The following is a 19505-nucleotide window of genomic DNA, read 5'->3' as shown; positions in this document are numbered from 1 at the left end:
GTGGACCAGCCGCGACCAGTGTGGGAGGGACCGTGCAGACCGATATCGACCCGCGCAGCCTGATCGGCCGCAAGGCTTTCGACCGCAAGGGCACCAAGATCGGGACCGTGGACGAGGTGTACCTCGACGACGCCACCGGGGTACCCGAATGGGCGGCCGTGCGCACCGGCCTCTTCAGCCGTGACGCCTTCGTCCCGCTGGAGCCGAGCGAGTTCGTCGACGACACACTGCGCGTCCCCTTCGACCGGACGCTGATCAAGGACGCGCCGGACTTCGGGGTGGGCCGCCACCTCTCGCCGGAGCAGGAGCTCCAGCTCTACCGCCACTACGGCCTGGACGCCGCCCCCGGCACACCTCCCCCGGACCGCGACTTCGGGCGGCTCGCCGGCCACGAGGAGTAGTCGGGGGCGTCCCTGACCAGGGGCAGCGGGTCGGCGGCGCGCAGCTCGGGGTCGTCGACCCGGAACGTGCGCACCCGGCCGGGCGCCGACCCCGGTTCCTCGAACCGCACGGTGACCCGGCCGACGCCGCTGCCCTGCACCCAGCCGTGCCCGTGCGTCTCGTGCCGTACGTCGTGCCCGGCGGGCCAGCGGCGCGCCGCGAGCTGTTCGGCGTCCTCCGGCTCCGGTTCGGCCTCCTCCCGCTCCGCGCCGCCCGTCTCCTCGGGTGTCCCGGTGTCGTCCGGCTCCGCCGCCCGCTCGCCGGCGGCCTGGGCGAACAGGTCCTCCTGGGTGAAGTCGGCGAGCCCGGTGACGCCGACGCCGAGCAGCCGCACGCCCCCGGTGGTGTCCACGGACTCCAGCAGCCGGGCTGCGGACTCCCGGACCACGGCGGGGTCGTCCGTGGGCCCGCGCAGCGTCTCGGAGCGGGTCAGCGTGGAGAAGTCGTAGCGGCGGACCTTCAGCACCACCGTGCGCCCCGAGCGGCCGGCGCCCCGCAGCCGCTCGACGCACCGGCCGGCCAGCCGCTCCACCTCCGTGCGCACCCGGACCCGGTCGTGCAGGTCCATGTCGAAGGTGTCCTCGACGGATACGGACTTGGCGTCGCGCTCGGCGACCACGGGCCGGTCGTCGAAGCCCAGCGCCATGCGGTGCAGCGACGCGCCGTGCGCCTTGCCCAGCAGCCGGATCAGCTCCGCCTCGCCCGCCTCGGCGAGGTCGTCCACCGTCGTCATGCCGGCCCGGCGCAGATGGTCCGCGGTCGCCGGTCCGACGCCGGGCAGGGTGCGCACCGGCATGGGCGCGAGGTGCGCCCGCTCGGTGCCGGGCTCGATCAGCCATATGCCGTCGGGCTTGGCCTCCTCGGAGGCGATCTTGGCGAGCATCTTGGAGCCGGCGAGCCCGACCGAGCCGCTCAGCCCCGTCACCGCCTCGATCGCCTCGCGCAGCTGCCGGCCGATCTCCAGGGCCGACGCCGTGTCGTCGGCCGTGCCGCCCGCCTCCAGGTCCACGAAGGCCTCGTCCAGGCTGAGCGGCTCCACCAGCGGCGAGAGCCGGCGCAGCAGCTCCATGACCTGGTCGCTGACCGCGCGGTACAGCGAGAAGCGGGGCACCAGATAGGCGGCGTTCGGCGCGAGTCGTCTGGCCTGCGCCATCGGCATCGCCGAGTGCACCCCGAACCGCCGTGCCTCGTACGAGGCGGTCGCGACGACCCCTCGGGGCCCGAGCCCGCCCACCACGACGGGTTTGCCGCGCAGGCTCGGTTTGGCGGCCTGCTCCGCCGAGGCGTAGAAGGCATCCATGTCGAGATGCAGGATGGTGGGCGCGGCTCTCACATCTGACGATGCTGCCCTACGCCACTGACAATCGCCCCGCCGCCACGGGCCCGGCCCGCCGGGGACGGGCCCCGGCGCGGCTCAGACGGCCCTGTTGCGGCGCCGGGCGAGCTCGTCCGCCGGGTTGTGCCCGATGAGGGTCTCGCCCGTGTCCACGCGCTCGCCGTGCAGCTGGGACAGGGCCGCGTCCACGTCCCGCCACACCACTCCGACGGCGATACCGAAGACGCCCTGGCCGCCCTGGAGCAGATCGACGACCTCGGCGGGCGAGGAGCACTCGTAGACCGTGGCGCCGTCGCTCATCAGCGTCATGCGCTCCAGGTCCTGGAAGCCGCGGGCCCGCAGATGCTGGACGGTGGTGCGGATGTTCTGGAGCGCGACGCCCGTGTCGAGGAAGCGCTTCACGATCTTCAGCAGGACGACGTCCCGGAAGCTGTAGAGCCGCTGGGTGCCCGATCCGTACGCCGGACGGACGCTCGGCTCGACCAGGCCGGTACGCGCCCAGTAGTCCAGCTGGCGGTACGTGATCCCCGCCGCCGCGCACGCCGTGGGCCCGCGATAGCCGATGTCGTCGGCCGATGCCACGCCGCCCCCCGCCACCGCAGCCGGCGCGGCCGACTGCCTGATGGTTCGGTCGGCCGTACTCCCCTGCTGCGGGTACGCCGACGCACCCGCCGCCGTACCGTCGCCGCTGCTGCTCACGCCGACCTCCGTCCTTGACCTGCCCACTCGAAGGTAGGCAGTCACCTGGGGTGCGTCAACGATCGCCACACTCGGCACGCCGAGTGATAATCACCCCGAGGGTGGTTTCGCGTGACCGTTGACGGGGAATGGCTGACCGGTTGTACCGGCGGCGCCCCCTGCGGACGTCGTCACTGGCTGTTGTTCGTACCGAAATCCTCCGGAGAGATCTGGTCGAGGAACTCGCGGAACTTCTCCACCTCGTCCTCCTGCTCGTCGGGGATCGCGATCCCCGCGTCGTCGAGGACCCCGTCACTGCCGTAGATCGGCGTGCCGGTACGCAGGGCGAGGGCTATGGCGTCGGACGGCCGCGCGCTCACCTCGACACCACCGGCGAAGACCAGCTCCGCGTAGAAGACCCCTTCGCGCAGGTCCGTGATGCGGACCTCGGTCAGCTCCTGGCCGACGGCCTCGAGCACGTCCTTGAAGAGATCATGGGTCAGCGGCCTGGCCGGAGCCATGCCCTGCTGGGCGAAGGCGATCGCGGTCGCCTCGCCAGGACCGATCCAAATGGGGAGGTACCGGTCGCCTCCCACTTCACGCAGGAGCACGATCGGCTGGTTGGAGGGCATTTCCACCCGGACACCCACAACGTCGAGCTCGTTCACACAGCAACCCTAGGACCTGCTCGGCAGGTTTGGGTAGTCGGGCTGGTCCGGGTTCAGTGCGGCCGGACGTTCAGAGCGGTGTGCACCAGGGCGGAATGCAGCCGCACGGAAAGCTCCGCCAGCTCCCTCGCGGTCGCCTCGGCATGGGCTCTGGTCTGCGGATTACGGTGCCGGCGCAGCGGCGCGACCACCTGCTCGATGAGGCCCGCCTCCCGGTCTGCGGCGGCCCGCATGGCCCGCAGATGACGGGGTTCCAGACCGAATCGCCCCAGATCCGCCACAAGCCTGGCGACGGTCACCATCTCGGCGTCGTAGCCGCCGTCCGGCGCGGGCACGACGAGCCCGTACGACTCCCAGGTGTCGAGGTCGCTCTCGGTGACCTCGGCGGCGACCAGCAGCTCGGCGCGGCCGATGCGGGCGGCCGTGGCCCGGCCCGGCGGCCCGGGGCCGTCGTCCTCGCCGTCCCGCCGCTCTCCGTCGGCGGCGGGGAGCGGCACCTGCTCGCCGCGGGCGAGGGCGTCCAGGTGTTCGCGGATGACCTTGAGCGGCAGGTAGTGGTCGCGCTGCATGCGGAGCACCTGCGCCAGCCGCTCCACGTCGGCGGGGAGGAACTTCCGGTAGCCGGCGGGGGTCCGCTGGGGTTCGACGAGCCCCTCGGCCTCCAGGAAGCGGATCTTGGAGATGGTGACCTCGGGGAACTCCTCCCGCAGCTGCAGGAGCACCGTGCCGATGCTCATCGGCCGGTCGTCGGCGGCGATGCCGTGTCCGGCACCGCCGCTCGGTGTTCTCAGCATGGACCTTCCTGGGGGTCCCCCCGGACGGTGTCCGGGGGCGTGTCAGATGCCCCGCTGGCTCGCGTAGAAGACCAGCCGGTACTTGCCGATCTGCACTTCGTCGCCGTTGGACAGGGCGACGGAGTCGATCCGCTCGCGGTTGACGTAGGTGCCGTTGAGGCTGCCGACGTCCCCGACGGTGAAGCTGCCGTCCGCGTTGCGGCGGAACTCCACATGGCGGCGCGAGACCGTCACGTCGTCGAGGAAGATGTCGCTCTGCGGGTGGCGGCCGGCCGTGGTCAGCTCGCCGTCCAGAAGGAAGCGGCTGCCGGAGTTCGGGCCGCGCCGCACCACCAGGAGCGCCGAGCCGAGCGGCAGGGCGTCCACGGCGGCCTGTGCCTCGGGGGACAGCGACGGCAGGGCCGTCTGGCCGGTGGCCTCCGCCTCGTACGCCTCCAGGCCGGAGATGGAGATCGTCGACGTCGTCTCCGAGGCGCGCTCCGGCACGCCGCCCCGCAGCGGCGCACCGCAGTTGGAGCAGAACCGGCTGGCCTCGGCGTTGCGGTGGCCGCACCTCGTACACACCGGCATGGACGAAGCCTCCTGGCTCGGGGCTCCGAAACCTATGCCGCCCGCACCGGCGGGGTCAACGGACGACGCGCCGGGTCCACCCGGGTGGTCACCCCCCTGGCCCGCGACCTGGTCGCGGAAGAGCGGACGGTCCGCGCCCTGCTCGTCGGGCTGACCATGGCGCGGCGTGCGATGGCGCGCGGCCTCATCGCGAGCGCTCTTGCCGAACAACTTCCCAAACAACTTCACGGGCGATTCCCCTTGACCGAAACAGACCCGCCCGTGGGGCAGGACGAACCCTGAATGAACACACCTGCCGACCCGGACATCTGCACAACGTCCGTATGCACTCGACAGTTTCCACCACGTGCCACGATTACGATGCGGCGACCCCCCGCAACCGTCCGCTCGTGTTCCCCGGCGCACGGACGTCCGGGGATCACCGGCCCGACGACCGAGCGTAGTCAGGCTGCTCCGCTCGTCGCAAGGCGTCCACGACGATGTCGTCGGCGCGGGCCACATGTACCGTGGCCTGCTCCTTCTCCAGAGTCTGCACCACCCCGCCGGGGATGTTCAGCGCCGGTTCCAGATCCTGCGGCTTGCCGATGACCTTGAAGACGTACGGCGAGGAGATCTTGCGCCCGTCGACCTTGACGGCTCCGGCGTCCCCGGAGAAGTACGTGTTGGCCACCACGCGTACGCCGTTGACCTCCACGGCCTCCGCACCGGCCGCCCGCAGTTCCTGGAGGGCGTCGAGCAGCATGTCCGGCCGCACGGCGCCGCCGGGGTCGTTGACCGTCAGCGTGATCCCGGGCCCGTGGGCAGCCACGGTCCCGGCCAGCACGCCGAGTTGCCGCTCCTTCTCGACCGTCTGCTTCCGGGCCTCCTCGGCCTGGTCGGAGCTGTTCTCCAGCTCCGTGCGCTGGGCGTCGAGGCGCTGCTTCTCGTCCTCCAGGCGCTGGGTGCGGTCGTCCACCTCGTCGAGGATGCGTACCAGGTCCTCCTGACGGGCACCGCGCAGGGCGCTGTTGTCGCTGTTGGACCGCACCTGGATGGCGAGTCCCAGACCGAGGCCGAACAGCAGCAGCGCGACGATGAGTTGGGCTCGGGTGATCCGGGGCGGCCAGAGGCCGGCCATCAGCCGCTGACGCCCGCTGAGTTCCGGGGTGGCGTCCGCCGGCCGCTCGCCGGGCTGCTCGCCGCCGTCGTTGAACGTGTCGTTGCTCATCGGCGTCAGGCCCGGAAGACGTGTCGGCGGATCGCGGCGGCGTTGGAGAAGATCCGGATGCCCAGGACGACGACGACGCCCGTGGACAGCTGGGCACCGACGCCCAGCTTGTCGCCGAGGAAGACGATGAGGGCCGCCACGACCACGTTCGAGAGGAACGAGACCACGAAGACCTTGTCGACGAAGATGCCGTCGAGCATGGCCCGCAGCCCGCCGAACACCGCGTCGAGCGCGGCGACGACGGCGATGGGCAGATAGGGCTCGACCACCGCCGGAACTTCGGGCCGGACCAACAGTCCGACCACGACTCCCACGACGAGGCCCAGTACGGCGATCACGATGTGCCCTTCCCTGTGTCTGCGGCCCTGTAGGGCTCCGCTGTGCGTACGATCAGGCTCGGGGCGGCCGGCAGGTCCAGCTTCTCCTGCACGGAGATGCCGGTCCTGATGTCGAAGGTGTCCTTCAGCGCCTGCAGGTACCGGCCGTCGGCACTGTCCCGGAAGGCCGCGCCCAGCTTTTTGCCGTCCCCCACCGCGAGCACCGAGTACGGGGGCACGAGCGGTTTGTTGTCGACCAGTATGGCGTCGCCCGCGGCCCGGATCGCCGACAGGGCCGTCAGCCGCTGCCCGTTGATCGCGATGGCCTCGGCGCCGGACTCCCACAGGCCGTTGACGACGCGCTGCATGTCCCGGTCCCGGACCCGCCCGGTGTCGGAGAACCCGCTGGACTCACGGGGTCCGCCGCCGCCCTGGGCGCTGTCCTTCGCGTCGTCCACGACGACCTTCACGCCCGGCCCCTGCACGGGCGTCGCCCCGGAGAGCAGTGCCACCAGGCGGCCCTGGTCTCCCCCGTGTTCCTGCAATGCCTCGCGCTGGCGCCGGCTCACGTCGTCGCGGACCTTCTCCACCTGGGTCTCCAGGTCGTCCGCCGCCGATGTCTCCGCGTTGATCCGGTCGATGAGTTCCTGCCGCTCCTTGGCGAGGACCGGAGCGGTCACCCGTGCCTGGGCGGCGCCGAGCGTGACGACCAGGGCGGCCAGGACCAGGCAGGCCGCGAAGCCCAGCCGCGCCCTGAGCGTACGGGGTGTCCCGGCCCGCCCGTCCGCCGCCCGGCGCGCGGCCGCTTCGGCGTAGCCGTCGTCCAGGCTGTGCTCCATCACGTTGGTCAGCAGCAGCATGGACGCGTCGGGGCGCTTGGGCGGCGGGGCCGTGCTCCGACCGGGGGGCTGCTGCGACATGCCGCACATAGTCGCATGTCGCGGCGGCTTACGCCGAATGGCCCCACCGATGGTTCGCCGGACCGCGTCCGGGTGAACGGTGCGGCGCCGGGACGGGCGGTACGTTCACCCGTCCCGGCGCCCCGGACTCAGTTGCCCGCGCTGTCCACGACCGCCGCCCACTCGTCGAGCAGCGCCTGCGCGGACGCGTCGTCGGGTCCTTCGGCCCACAGATGGGTGACGGCTTCGGCCGGGTCGGGCAGCACCATGACCCAGCGCCCGTCCGCCTCCACGACCCGTACGCCGTCCGTCGTGTCCACGTCCCGGTCGCCGGCCGCCTCCACGACGCGGCGCATCACCAGGCCCTTGACGGCCCACGGGGTCGCCAGGTCGCGGCGCAGAACGTGGGCGTGCGGGATGCGGGCGTCGATCTGGCTGAGCGTGAGCTGCGTCCTGGCGACGAGCCCGATGAGCCGGACGAACGCGGCCGTTCCGTCGAAGACGCTCGCGAATTCGGGAACGATGAAGCCGCCGCGCCCGTCTCCACCGAAGATGGTGCCTTCCTCACGCCCCACCCGGGTCAGGTCGTCCGGCGACGTGGTCGTCCACTCGACCTGGGTGCCGTGGTACGCGGCGACCTGCTCGGCGACCCTGGTGGTGGTCACCGGCAGCGCCACCCGCCCGCTGCGGCGTTCGGCGGCGACGAGGTCCAGCATGACCAGCAGCGCCCGGTCGTCCTCCACGATCCGGCCCCGCTCGTCGACCAGCGAGAGCCGTTCGCCCACGGGGTCGAAGCGGACGCCGAAGGCCGCCCGAGCCGAGGAGACGATCTCGCCGAGGCGCACGAGGCCCTTGCGCCGGGTCTCGGCCGTCTCGGTCGGCCGGGATTCGTCGAGTCCGGGGTTGATGGTGAGCGCGTCCACGCCCAGCCGCCCCAACAGGCTCGGCAGCACGAGGCCCGCGCTGCCGTTGGAGGCGTCCACGACGACCTTGAGCTGGGCGTCGGCGATCCCGGTCGTGTCCACGTTCCGCAGGAGGGAGCCGGTGTACGAGTCGAAGACGCTGGACGGGAAGTAGATGTCGCCGATCTCGCCGGGAAACGCGCGCCGGTACTCCTGCCGGGCGTACACCCGGTCGAGCTTGCGCTGCCGGGCCTGGGAGAGGTCGGCTCCGCGCTCGTCGAAGAACATGATGTCGACGGAGTCGGGCACGCCCTGCGAGGTCCGGATCATGATGCCGCCCGCGCTTCCGCGCGCGGTCTGCTGCCGCGCCACCGGCAGCGGTACGTTCTCCAGGTCCCGTACGTCGATGGCGCTGGCCTGGAGCGCGGAGATCACGGCGCGTTTGAGGGCGCGGGCGCCGCGGGAGTGGTCGCGTGCGGTGGTGACCGTGGAGCCCTTCTTGAGGGTCGTGGCGTACGCGCCGGCCAGCCGGACGGCCAGTTCGGGGGTGATCTCGACGTTCAGGATGCCGGAGACGCCGCGGGCGCCGAAGAGGTGGGCCTGACCGCGGGACTCCCAGATCACCGAGGTGTTGACGAAGGCGCCGGCCTCGATGGTCTTGAAGGGGTAGACGCGGACGTTCCCCTGGATGATCGATTCTTCGCCGACGAGGCACTCGTCGCCGATGACCGCCCCGTCCTCGATCCGGGCGGCGCGCATGATGTCGGTGTTCTTGCCGACCACGCAGCCCCGCAGATTGCTGTGGTCCCCGATGTACACGTTGTCGTGGACCACGGCCTTGTGCAGGAAGGCGCCGCTCTTGACGACGACGTTGGAGCCGATGACGGTGTGCTCGCGGATCTCGACGCCGGCCTCGATCTTGGCGTAGTCGCCGATGTAGAGGGGGCCGCGCAGTACGGCATCGGGGTGCACGTCGGCACCTTCGGCCACCCAGACGCCGGGCGAGATCTCGAAGCCGTCGATCTCGACGTCGACCTTGCGCTCCAGCACGTCGGCCTGGGCCTTGACGTAGCTCTCGTGCGTACCGACGTCCTCCCAGTAGCCCTCGGCGACATAGCCGTAGATGGGCTTGCCTTCCTTCATGAGCTGCGGGAAGACGTCACCGGACCAGTCCACGGAGGCGTCGGCCTCGACGTACTTGAAGACCTCGGGCTCCATGACGTAGATGCCCGTGTTCACGGTATCGGAGAAGACCTGGCCCCAGGTGGGCTTCTCCAGGAAGCGCTCCACCTGGCCCTGCTCGTCGACGATCGTGATCCCGAATTCCAGCGGGTTGGGAACGCGGGTGAGGCAGACGGTGACCAGACCGCCCTTCTCCTTGTGGAACGCGATCAGGTCCGTGAGGTCGAAGTCCGTGAGCGCGTCACCGGAAATGACGAGGAAAGTGTCGTCCTTCAGTGCCTCTTCGGCATTCTTGACACTTCCGGCGGTCCCGAGCGGCTTCTCCTCGTTGGCATAGCTGAGCTCCATTCCGAGCTCTTCGCCGTCCCCGAAATAGTTCTTCACGAGGGAGGCGAGGAACTGGACGGTCACCACCGTCTCATTGAGTCCGTGCCGTTTCAGCAGCCGGAGCACATGCTCCATGATCGGCCGATTGGCGACGGGCAGAAGTGGCTTGGGCATGCTCGAGGTCATGGGGCGAAGGCGAGTGCCTTCGCCGCCAGCCATCACGACGGCCTTCATGTCGGAAACGTCCTCCTTGAGAGACGACGGTCAGCCGACTTCGCCCGTCAGGGGCAGCTTCTGTGTGATCAGCCGCGGGCCGGCGACGCTGCACGGCACCACATCAACGAGCTCAATCGGCTAGTGCATCCGCCTTGACGAGGCGGCGGACCTGAACCACGTACAAGATTCCTGCCCACCAATAGAGCGTTGTACCCCATCCTGCGAACGCCCATCCGAAAACGGTGGCCACCTCTGCCAGCCAACCATGCCCGTCGCTGAGCAGCAACAAGGGGAATGCGTACATGAGGTTGAACGTGGCCGCCTTGCCGAGGAAGTTCACCTGGGGCGGCGGATAGCCGTGCCGGCGCAGGATTCCCACCATCACGAGGAGCATCAGTTCGCGGGCGAGCAGGGCGATGGTGAGCCAGAGGGGCAGGATCTCGCGCCAGGTGAGGCCGACGAGCGTCGAAAGAATGTAGAGCCGGTCGGCGGCCGGGTCGAGCAGCCGGCCCAGGCTGCTGATCTGGTTCCAGCGTCGGGCCAGCTTGCCGTCGAGGTAGTCGCTGACCCCGCTGAACATCAGGACCAGCAGTGCCCAGCCGTCACTGTTGGGTCCGCCGAACTCGGGGCGGAGGATCAGCCACAGGAAGACAGGTACGCCCACCAGGCGCGCCATGCTGAGGATGTTGGGGATGGTGAGTACCCGGTCCGTCTGAACGCGGGTCTCCTGGACCTCCACCCGAGGGCCTCCTGTGTCAAGAACGTGCCAATGATGCCTCCTGACCCTACCCTCAGCCCCGGCCGGCGAACGCATCAGGGGTGCCGCGCGGGCCCGGAAACGCGAAAAAGCCCCGTGCCACAAGGGCACGGGGCTCTTCCAAAAGGAGTTCGGCGGCGTCCTACTCTCCCACAGGGTCCCCCCTGCAGTACCATCGGCGCTGAAAGGCTTAGCTTCCGGGTTCGGAATGTAACCGGGCGTTTCCCTAACGCAATGACCACCGAAACACTATGAAATTCTGAACAGAACCGGACATGGACACGGCTGTTCGTTATTTCAGAACCAACACAGTGGACGCGAGCAACTGAGGACAAGCCCTCGGCCTATTAGTACCAGTCAGCTCCACCCGTTACCGGGCTTCCACATCTGGCCTATCAACCCAGTCGTCTACTGGGAGCCTTAACCAATCAAGTTGGTGGGAATACTCATCTTGAAGCAGGCTTCCCGCTTAGATGCTTTCAGCGGTTATCCTTTCCGAACGTAGCCAACCAGCCATGCCCTTGGCAGAACAACTGGCACACCAGAGGTTCGTCCGTCCCGGTCCTCTCGTACTAGGGACAGCCCTTCTCAATATTCCTACGCGCACAGCGGATAGGGACCGAACTGTCTCACGACGTTCTAAACCCAGCTCGCGTACCGCTTTAATGGGCGAACAGCCCAACCCTTGGGACCGACTCCAGCCCCAGGATGCGACGAGCCGACATCGAGGTGCCAAACCATCCCGTCGATATGGACTCTTGGGGAAGATCAGCCTGTTATCCCCGGGGTACCTTTTATCCGTTGAGCGACAGCGCTTCCACAAGCCACTGCCGGATCACTAGTCCCGACTTTCGTCCCTGCTCGACCCGTCGGTCTCACAGTCAAGCTCCCTTGTGCACTTACACTCAACACCTGATTGCCAACCAGGCTGAGGGAACCTTTGGGCGCCTCCGTTACCCTTTAGGAGGCAACCGCCCCAGTTAAACTACCCATCAGACACTGTCCCTGATCCGGATCACGGACCCAGGTTAGACATCCAGCACGACCAGAGTGGTATTTCAACGACGACTCCACAACCACTGGCGTGGCCGCTTCAAAGTCTCCCACCTATCCTACACAAGCCGAACCGAACACCAATATCAAACTATAGTAAAGGTCCCGGGGTCTTTCCGTCCTGCTGCGCGAAACGAGCATCTTTACTCGTAGTGCAATTTCACCGGGCCTATGGTTGAGACAGTCGAGAAGTCGTTACGCCATTCGTGCAGGTCGGAACTTACCCGACAAGGAATTTCGCTACCTTAGGATGGTTATAGTTACCACCGCCGTTTACTGGCGCTTAAGTTCTCAGCTTCGCCACCCCGAAGAGCAGCTAACCGGTCCCCTTAACGTTCCAGCACCGGGCAGGCGTCAGTCCGTATACATCGCCTTACGGCTTCGCACGGACCTGTGTTTTTAGTAAACAGTCGCTTCTCGCTGGTCTCTGCGGCCACCCCCAGCTCAAGCAGCATGTGCTATCACCAGGAATGGCCCCCCTTCTCCCGAAGTTACGGGGGCATTTTGCCGAGTTCCTTAACCATAGTTCACCCGAACGCCTCGGTATTCTCTACCTGACCACCTGAGTCGGTTTAGGGTACGGGCCGCCATGAAACTCGCTAGAGGCTTTTCTCGACAGCATAGGATCATCCACTTCACCACAATCGGCTCGGCATCAGGTCTCAGACTTATATGCACGACGGATTTGCCTACCGTGCGTCCTACACCCTTACCCCAGGACAACCACCGCCTGGGCTGGACTACCTTCCTGCGTCACCCCATCGCTTACCTACTACCACCTTGGTTCGTCGGCTCCACCACTACCCTCAACTCCGAAGAGATCGGGCCGGCTTCACGGACTTAGCATTAATGGGCTCAGTACTGGGCGTTTCAAAGCGGGTACCGGAATATCAACCGGTTGTCCATCGACTACGCCTGTCGGCCTCGCCTTAGGTCCCGACTTACCCTGGGCAGATCAGCTTGACCCAGGAACCCTTAGTCAATCGGCGCACACGTTTCTCACGTGTGTATCGCTACTCATGCCTGCATTCTCACTCGTGAACCGTCCACAACTCGCTTCCACGGCTGCTTCACCCGGCACACGACGCTCCCCTACCCATCCCAGCCCCCGTTGGGGGTACATGCTGGAATGACACGACTTCGGCGGTACGCTTGAGCCCCGCTACATTGTCGGCGCGGAATCACTTGACCAGTGAGCTATTACGCACTCTTTCAAGGGTGGCTGCTTCTAAGCCAACCTCCTGGTTGTCTCTGCGACTCCACATCCTTTCCCACTTAGCGTACGCTTAGGGGCCTTAGTCGATGCTCTGGGCTGTTTCCCTCTCGACCATGGAGCTTATCCCCCACAGTCTCACTGCCGCGCTCTCACTTACCGGCATTCGGAGTTTGGCTAAGGTCAGTAACCCGGTAGGGCCCATCGCCTATCCAGTGCTCTACCTCCGGCAAGAAACACACGACGCTGCACCTAAATGCATTTCGGGGAGAACCAGCTATCACGGAGTTTGATTGGCCTTTCACCCCTAACCACAGGTCATCCCCCAGGTTTTCAACCCTGGTGGGTTCGGTCCTCCACGAAGTCTTACCTCCGCTTCAACCTGCCCATGGCTAGATCACTCCGCTTCGGGTCTAGAGCGTGCAACTCAATCGCCCTGTTCGGACTCGCTTTCGCTACGGCTTCCCCACACGGGTTAACCTCGCTACACACCGCTAACTCGCAGGCTCATTCTTCAAAAGGCACGCAGTCACGACATGCAAGCAAGCTTGCATGCGACGCTCCCACGGCTTGTAGGCACACGGTTTCAGGTACTATTTCACTCCGCTCCCGCGGTACTTTTCACCATTCCCTCACGGTACTATCCGCTATCGGTCACCAGGGAATATTTAGGCTTAACGGGTGGTCCCGCCAGATTCACACGGGATTTCTCGGGCCCCGTGCTACTTGGGTGTCTCTCAAACAAGCCGCTGATGTTTCAGCTACGGGGGTCTTACCCTCTACGCCGGACCTTTCGCATGTCCTTCGCCTACACCAACGGTTTCTGACTCGTCTCACAGCCGGCAGACCGTGAAAGAGAGATCCCACAACCCCGCATGCGCAACCCCTGCCGGGTATCACACGCATACGGTTTGGCCTGATCCAGTTTCGCTCGCCACTACTCCCGGAATCACGGTTGTTTTCTCTTCCTGCGGGTACTGAGATGTTTCACTTCCCCGCGTTCCCTCCACACTGCCTATGTGTTCAGCAGCGGGTGACAGCCCATGACGACTGCCGGGTTTCCCCATTCGGACACCCCCGGATCAAAGCTCGGTTGACAGCTCCCCGGGGCCTATCGCGGCCTCCCACGTCCTTCATCGGTTCCTGGTGCCAAGGCATCCACCGTGCGCCCTTAAAAACTTGGCCACAGATGCTCGCGTCCACTGTGCAGTTCTCAAACAACGACCAGCCACCCACCACCCCATCCCAACCGGGACGAGTTCACTGGGGCCGGCAACCGAAGGACGACCATGACGGCCGCACCTTCAGATACCCAACAGCGTGCCCGACCCGACCCGTTACTTGTTCACGTTCCACGCCGAAGCAGTACTAGTGACAACCAACTTGCCGTGCCGAGTAGTCAACGTTCCACCCATGAGCTGACCACCGTCGGACGTTTGCCGACGTAGTGGCTCTGGACCCCCGAGAGGGTCTAGATGCTCCTTAGAAAGGAGGTGATCCAGCCGCACCTTCCGGTACGGCTACCTTGTTACGACTTCGTCCCAATCGCCAGTCCCACCTTCGACAGCTCCCTCCCACAAGGGGTTGGGCCACCGGCTTCGGGTGTTACCGACTTTCGTGACGTGACGGGCGGTGTGTACAAGGCCCGGGAACGTATTCACCGCAGCAATGCTGATCTGCGATTACTAGCAACTCCGACTTCATGGGGTCGAGTTGCAGACCCCAATCCGAACTGAGACCGGCTTTTTGAGATTCGCTCCGCCTCACGGCATCGCAGCTCATTGTACCGGCCATTGTAGCACGTGTGCAGCCCAAGACATAAGGGGCATGATGACTTGACGTCGTCCCCACCTTCCTCCGAGTTGACCCCGGCAGTCTCCTGTGAGTCCCCATCACCCCGAAGGGCATGCTGGCAACACAGAACAAGGGTTGCGCTCGTTGCGGGACTTAACCCAACATCTCACGACACGAGCTGACGACAGCCATGCACCACCTGTACACCGACCACAAGGGGGGCACCATCTCTGATGCTTTCCGGTGTATGTCAAGCCTTGGTAAGGTTCTTCGCGTTGCGTCGAATTAAGCCACATGCTCCGCTGCTTGTGCGGGCCCCCGTCAATTCCTTTGAGTTTTAGCCTTGCGGCCGTACTCCCCAGGCGGGGAACTTAATGCGTTAGCTGCGGCACCGACGACGTGGAATGTCGCCAACACCTAGTTCCCAACGTTTACGGCGTGGACTACCAGGGTATCTAATCCTGTTCGCTCCCCACGCTTTCGCTCCTCAGCGTCAGTAATGGCCCAGAGATCCGCCTTCGCCACCGGTGTTCCTCCTGATATCTGCGCATTTCACCGCTACACCAGGAATTCCGATCTCCCCTACCACACTCTAGCCTGCCCGTATCGACTGCAGACCCGGAGTTAAGCTCCGGGCTTTCACAACCGACGCGACAAGCCGCCTACGAGCTCTTTACGCCCAATAATTCCGGACAACGCTTGCGCCCTACGTATTACCGCGGCTGCTGGCACGTAGTTAGCCGGCGCTTCTTCTGCAGGTACCGTCACTTTCGCTTCTTCCCTGCTGAAAGAGGTTTACAACCCGAAGGCCGTCATCCCTCACGCGGCGTCGCTGCATCAGGCTTTCGCCCATTGTGCAATATTCCCCACTGCTGCCTCCCGTAGGAGTCTGGGCCGTGTCTCAGTCCCAGTGTGGCCGGTCGCCCTCTCAGGCCGGCTACCCGTCGTCGCCTTGGTAGGCCATTACCCCACCAACTAGCTGATAGGCCGCGGGCTCATCCTTCACCGCCGGAGCTTTCAACCTTCTCCCAGGAGGGAGAAAGTGGTATCCGGTATTAGACCCCGTTTCCAGGGCTTGTCCCAGAGTGAAGGGCAGATTGCCCACGTGTTACTCACCCGTTCGCCACTAATCCACCCCGAAGGGCTTCATCGTTCGACTTGCATGTGTTAAGCACGCCGCCAGCGTTCGTCCTGAGCCAGGATCAAACTCTCCGTGAATGTTTTCCCGTAATCGGGACCACACATCACGAGAGCGGAACGAACCGGGTCGGAATATGACCCGTCGTCCACTGCGTCCTCGCTGTGTTTTTTGCCTGCCCGATCCACAGGGGATCGCACAGGGCTTTCAAAGGAACCTCCAACCTGCCGTAGCAGGCCGGGGTATCAACATATCTGGCGTTGACTTTTGGCACGCTGTTGAGTTCTCAAGGAACGGACGCTTCCTTTGTACTCACCCGCAGAACACTTTCTGGGGCTTTCCTCCGGGCGCTTCCCTTCGGTCTTGCGTTTCCGACTCTATCAGACTCTTTCGTGTCCGATTCCCGGTCGAAGCGGGTCAATCATTTTTCCGCTTTCCAGGTCTTCGCTTTCGCGCTTTCCCTTTCGGCGAGATCCGACTCTATCAAACCTTTTCGCTTCCCCTGACCGGCCCCCCGCAGACATGCGGGTGCCCGATTTCGGGTTAGGGTTTGGGCTCAAAAGCCGCCGCCGACCCCCGACTCAATGTCGCGTTGGGGCCAGGCAGGAGTACGACAGTACAGGCAACCGGGAGTCGAGGCAAATCGTTTCCGGTGCGCCCCTAGGTCCTCGAACCGTCAGGACTCGGGCGGAACCGTGACTTCTTATGTCTTACGCTGCTGAGCAGTACGCCGTCCTTCGACCCAGCCGCGGCGGCACCTTCGAAGCTCCACTGGGAGGCCCCCATGACCACCGTGACGTCCCCTCTTGCCGGACGCGCCATCGGGCTCGCCGCCGTACCCGACCCGGTCTTCTCCGGGGCGATGGTCGGCCCCGGCACCGCCATCGACCCCGTGCGCGAGCCCTCCGAGGCGGTCGCCCCCGTCGACGGGATCATCGTCTCCCTCCACCCGCACGCGTTCGTCGTGGTCGACAGCGAGGGCCACGGCGTGCTCACGCACCTCGGCATCGACACGGTCCAGCTCAACGGCGAGGGCTTCGAGCTGCTCGTGAGCAAGGGCGACACCGTCACCCGCGGTCAGGGCATCGTCCGCTGGAACCCCGCCGCCGTGGAGGAGGCCGGCAAGTCCCCGGTGTGCCCGATCGTGGCCCTGGAGGCGACGCCCGACTCCCTCGGCGAGGTCGTCGAGTCCGGCGATGTCGCGGTCGGCGCCACGCTGTTCGGTTGGCAGTAACGCGATCGGCGCAGTGAAGGCCGACTGGATATCCACCACCGCGGAGGCAACGGCCACCGCACGACCGGAGACGGGTGAAATGGAGACAACGCTGCGAGGCGTAGGCGTGAGCCACGGTGTGGCGATCGGCGAGGTACGGCACATGGGCACCGCGGTGCTCGAACCCCCGGCCAAGCAGATCCCGGCCGACGAGGCGGAACGCGAGCAGGGGCGGGCCCGCCAGGCCGTGGAGGCCGTGGCCGCCGACCTCGTCGCGCGCGGCAACCTGGCCGGTGGCGAGGCCCAGCACGTGCTGGAGGCCCAGGCCATGATGGCCCAGGACCCCGAGCTCATGGCCGATGTGGAGCGCCGCATCGCCGTCGGAAGCACGGCCGAGCGCGGTGTGTACGACGCGTTCGCCTCCTACCGCGCGCTGCTCGCCGGTGCCGGCGAGTACCTCGCGGGCCGGGTCGCCGACCTCGACGACGTCCGCAACCGGATCGTGGCGCGCCTGCTCGGTGTGCCGATGCCGGGCGTGCCGGACAGCGACGAGCCCTATGTACTGATCGCCCGCGACCTCGCCCCCGCCGACACGGCGCTGCTGGACCCCGCGCTGGTCCTCGGCTTCGTGACCGAGGAGGGCGGCCCGACCAGCCACAGCGCGATCCTGGCGCGGGCGCTCGGGGTGCCCGCCGTGGTGGCGCTGCCCGGAGCCGGTGAGCTGGCCGAGGGCACCACCGTGGCCGTGGACGGCAGCACCGGCGAGATCTTCGTCGAGCCGAGCGCCGAGAAGCGGGCGGAGCTGGAGAGCGCCGCCGCCGCGCGCAAGGCGGCGCTGTCCGCCTCGACCGGTCCCGGCGCCACGTCGGACGGTCACAAGGTGCCGCTGCTCGCCAATGTGGGCGGTCCCGGCGATGTGCCGGCGGCCGTCGAGGCCGGTGCGGAGGGCGTGGGGCTCTTCCGGACCGAGTTCCTCTTCCTGGACGACAGCAAGCAGGCGCCGTCCGAGGAGAAGCAGGTCGCCGCGTACCGGGCGGTCCTGGAGGCGTTCCCCGAGGGCCGGGTCGTCGTGCGGGTGCTGGACGCCGGGGCGGACAAGCCGCTCGACTTCCTCACCCCGGCCGACGAGCCCAACCCGGCGCTGGGTGTGCGCGGGCTGCGCAGTCTGCTGGACCACCCCGACGTGCTGCGTACCCAGCTGACCGCGCTGTCGAAGGCCGCCGAGGGGCTGCCCGTCTACCTCGAGGTCATGGCGCCCATGGTGGCCGACCGGTCGGACGCCAAGGCGTTCGCCGACGCCTGCCGTGCGGCCGGGCTGAACGCGAAGTTCGGCGCGATGGTCGAGATCCCGTCCGCGGCGCTGCGGGCGCGCTCGGTGCTCCAGGAGGTGGAGTTCCTGTCGCTGGGCACCAACGACCTGGCGCAGTACACCTTCGCCGCCGACCGTCAGGTGGGCGCGGTGTCCCGGCTCCAGGACCCGTGGCAGCCGGCTCTGCTGGATCTGGTCGCGCTGTCCGCCGAGGCGGCCAGGGCCGAGGGCAAGAGCTGTGGTGTGTGCGGTGAGGCGGCCTCCGATCCGCTGCTCGCGTGTGTGCTGACGGGGCTGGGTGTGACCTCGCTGTCGATGGGCGCGGCGTCGATTCCGTATGTGCGGGCCACGCTGGCCAAGTACACGCTCGCGCAGTGCGAGCGGGCCGCGTCCGCGGCGCGTGCGGCGGACACCGCCGACGAAGCGCGCCGGGCCGCGCAGGCGGTGCTGTCGGGCGAGTAGTCCGCGGCCGGACGATGTGGGGTGAAGGGGCTTTCCGCCGGTGACCGGCGGGAAGCCCCTTCGTCCTGTCAGCGGTGCTGTTCGGGTGCGTCGGCTCCGATGTCGAATCCGGCGCGGTACTCCACTCCGGATTCGGGGGCGACGGGTTCGCCCGTGTCGGCGTCGGTGCAGTAGGCGCTGAACACCTCGGCCTCGGTGAGCGGGACGAGGCTGCCCCGGCTGAGCCGCCAGCCGTGGACGCGGTCCGGGGCGCCCGGGGTGCTGGTGCGCAGGACGACTCCGCCGTGGCTCTCCAGGGCGATGCCGACCGCGAGCACGCTCACGAACTCGGCGCCCTCCCCCGTGTCGAGCCGGGCGGGGCCGTGCGTGGCCCGGTCGGTGTGCAGGGCGGCGAGCAGCTGTTCGTGTTCCGTGGGGGTGCTGCACACCAGGTGGTGGGTGCCGGGGCCGGCCGCTTCCAGGGTGCGTTGCAGGAGGTGGGCGGCGCGGTCGAAGGCGGCGCAGCCGATGTCCTGGCCGCAGTCGGCGCAGTCGCCGAGGCCGGCCAGGAGCATCGTGGCGTACTCCCAGGTGGCGCGGCGGGCCGCCCGGCCGATGAGCAGCGGGATCAGCGCCTTCAGGGGTTGTCCGTCGTAGGTGACGGTGGCTCCGCAGGCGGCGATCTCGGCGGTGAAGCGGCTGCGGGCGGCCGGGGTGTCCGGGGCGATGCCGGCTTCCGCGCAGTACTGCGCGTACTCCTGCGGGTCGAAGAGGGCGAGCGTGGTGTGCACGCCCTGGGCGGTGAGGGTCCGGAGCAGGGCTTCCACCTGTTCCAGGTAGACCCGGTGGTCGTCGAAAACGAAGGTGCGGTAGCGGCGCATGGCCGCGAAGTCCTGTTCGTCGGCCAGCAGGCCGATGGTGGTGGGTGCTTCGCGGCGCAGCGTGCGTCGCATGGTGAGGGTCGGGGTCCGTCCGTGGACGGTGGTCCGCTTGTTGCCGGTCTGCGCCATGATCTCCCCCAGTGCGCTGTCGAACATTGCTCACTCAGAG

General features: G+C 67.1%; 14 protein-coding genes and 3 rRNA genes. 3 read left to right on the top strand and 14 right to left on the bottom strand.

The window, feature by feature from the left end; translation table 11 throughout:
* Positions 1-32: 32 nt before the first annotated feature.
* Positions 33-401, top strand: coding sequence for a PRC-barrel domain-containing protein (locus tag DNK56_RS14255; protein WP_111334053.1), 369 nt, complete (start codon positions 33-35; stop codon positions 399-401).
* Here the strand turns inward: DNK56_RS14255 and DNK56_RS14250 are convergent.
* The 13 genes from DNK56_RS14250 to DNK56_RS14190 form a co-directional block, all read right to left on the bottom strand.
* Positions 326-1774, bottom strand: coding sequence for a DNA polymerase IV (locus DNK56_RS14250; protein ID WP_111334051.1), 1449 nt, complete (start codon positions 1772-1774; stop codon positions 326-328). The genes DNK56_RS14255 and DNK56_RS14250 overlap by 76 nt on opposite strands.
* 81 nt (positions 1775-1855) lie before the next feature.
* Positions 1856-2476, bottom strand: coding sequence for a MerR family transcriptional regulator (locus tag DNK56_RS14245; RefSeq protein WP_111334049.1), 621 nt, complete (start codon positions 2474-2476; stop codon positions 1856-1858).
* A 170-nt stretch (positions 2477-2646) separates the two neighbouring features.
* Complete coding sequence (locus DNK56_RS14240; RefSeq protein ID WP_026171779.1) at positions 2647-3123, bottom strand: bifunctional nuclease family protein; 477 nt, start codon at positions 3121-3123, stop codon at positions 2647-2649.
* A gap of 53 nt (positions 3124-3176) precedes the next feature.
* Entirely contained in the window at positions 3177-3917 is a 741-nt protein-coding gene (gene ftsR / locus DNK56_RS14235; RefSeq protein WP_111334047.1) for a transcriptional regulator FtsR, read from the bottom strand.
* Between the two features lie 42 nt (positions 3918-3959).
* Positions 3960-4757, bottom strand: coding sequence for an FHA domain-containing protein (locus tag DNK56_RS14230; protein ID WP_199563842.1), 798 nt, complete (start codon positions 4755-4757; stop codon positions 3960-3962).
* 148 nt (positions 4758-4905) lie between these two features.
* Positions 4906-5694 (bottom strand): DUF881 domain-containing protein, encoded by a 789-nt coding sequence (locus DNK56_RS14225; protein ID WP_111334043.1) that lies wholly within the window; start codon positions 5692-5694, stop codon positions 4906-4908.
* A 5-nt stretch (positions 5695-5699) separates the two neighbouring features.
* Positions 5700-6032, bottom strand: coding sequence for a small basic family protein (locus DNK56_RS14220; RefSeq protein WP_003970459.1), 333 nt, complete (start codon positions 6030-6032; stop codon positions 5700-5702).
* Complete coding sequence (locus DNK56_RS14215) at positions 6029-6931, bottom strand: DUF881 domain-containing protein (RefSeq protein WP_111334041.1); 903 nt, start codon at positions 6929-6931, stop codon at positions 6029-6031. Before DNK56_RS14215 ends, DNK56_RS14220 begins: the two co-directional genes overlap by 4 nt.
* 128 nt (positions 6932-7059) lie before the next feature.
* Complete coding sequence (locus DNK56_RS14210) at positions 7060-9555, bottom strand: mannose-1-phosphate guanyltransferase (protein ID WP_111334040.1); 2496 nt, start codon at positions 9553-9555, stop codon at positions 7060-7062.
* Between the two features lie 112 nt (positions 9556-9667).
* Entirely contained in the window at positions 9668-10276 is a 609-nt protein-coding gene (locus tag DNK56_RS14205; protein WP_111334038.1) for a CDP-alcohol phosphatidyltransferase family protein, read from the bottom strand.
* Positions 10277-10423: 147 nt separating this feature from the next.
* A 5S ribosomal RNA gene (rrf, locus tag DNK56_RS14200) occupies positions 10424-10540 on the bottom strand.
* 81 nt (positions 10541-10621) lie between these two features.
* Positions 10622-13745, bottom strand: a 23S ribosomal RNA gene (locus tag DNK56_RS14195).
* Positions 13746-14046: 301 nt separating this feature from the next.
* Positions 14047-15572, bottom strand: a 16S ribosomal RNA gene (locus DNK56_RS14190).
* The 16S, 23S and 5S rRNA genes sit together here, the layout of an rRNA operon.
* A 704-nt stretch (positions 15573-16276) precedes the next feature.
* On the opposite strand from DNK56_RS14190, the gene DNK56_RS14185 reads away from it, so the two are divergent.
* Positions 16277-16726, top strand: a complete 450-nt coding sequence (locus DNK56_RS14185; RefSeq protein WP_111334036.1) for a PTS sugar transporter subunit IIA — start codon at positions 16277-16279, stop codon at positions 16724-16726.
* A gap of 79 nt (positions 16727-16805) precedes the next feature.
* Positions 16806-18476: a phosphoenolpyruvate--protein phosphotransferase gene (ptsP, locus tag DNK56_RS14180; RefSeq protein WP_111334034.1), complete on the top strand. Its 1671-nt coding sequence runs from the start codon at positions 16806-16808 to the stop codon at positions 18474-18476.
* A gap of 68 nt (positions 18477-18544) precedes the next feature.
* On the opposite strand, the gene DNK56_RS14175 is transcribed toward ptsP, so the two are convergent.
* Positions 18545-19492, bottom strand: coding sequence for a hypothetical protein (locus DNK56_RS14175; protein ID WP_111334032.1), 948 nt, complete (start codon positions 19490-19492; stop codon positions 18545-18547).
* Positions 19493-19505 lie beyond the last annotated feature (13 nt).

This window comes from Streptomyces sp. AC1-42W (genome assembly GCF_003248355.1).
In the GTDB taxonomy this organism is placed as follows: Bacteria; Actinomycetota; Actinomycetes; order Streptomycetales; family Streptomycetaceae; genus Streptomyces.
Note: the sequence above shows the minus strand (reverse complement) of the source record. Positions and strands in the feature narration are given on the sequence as shown.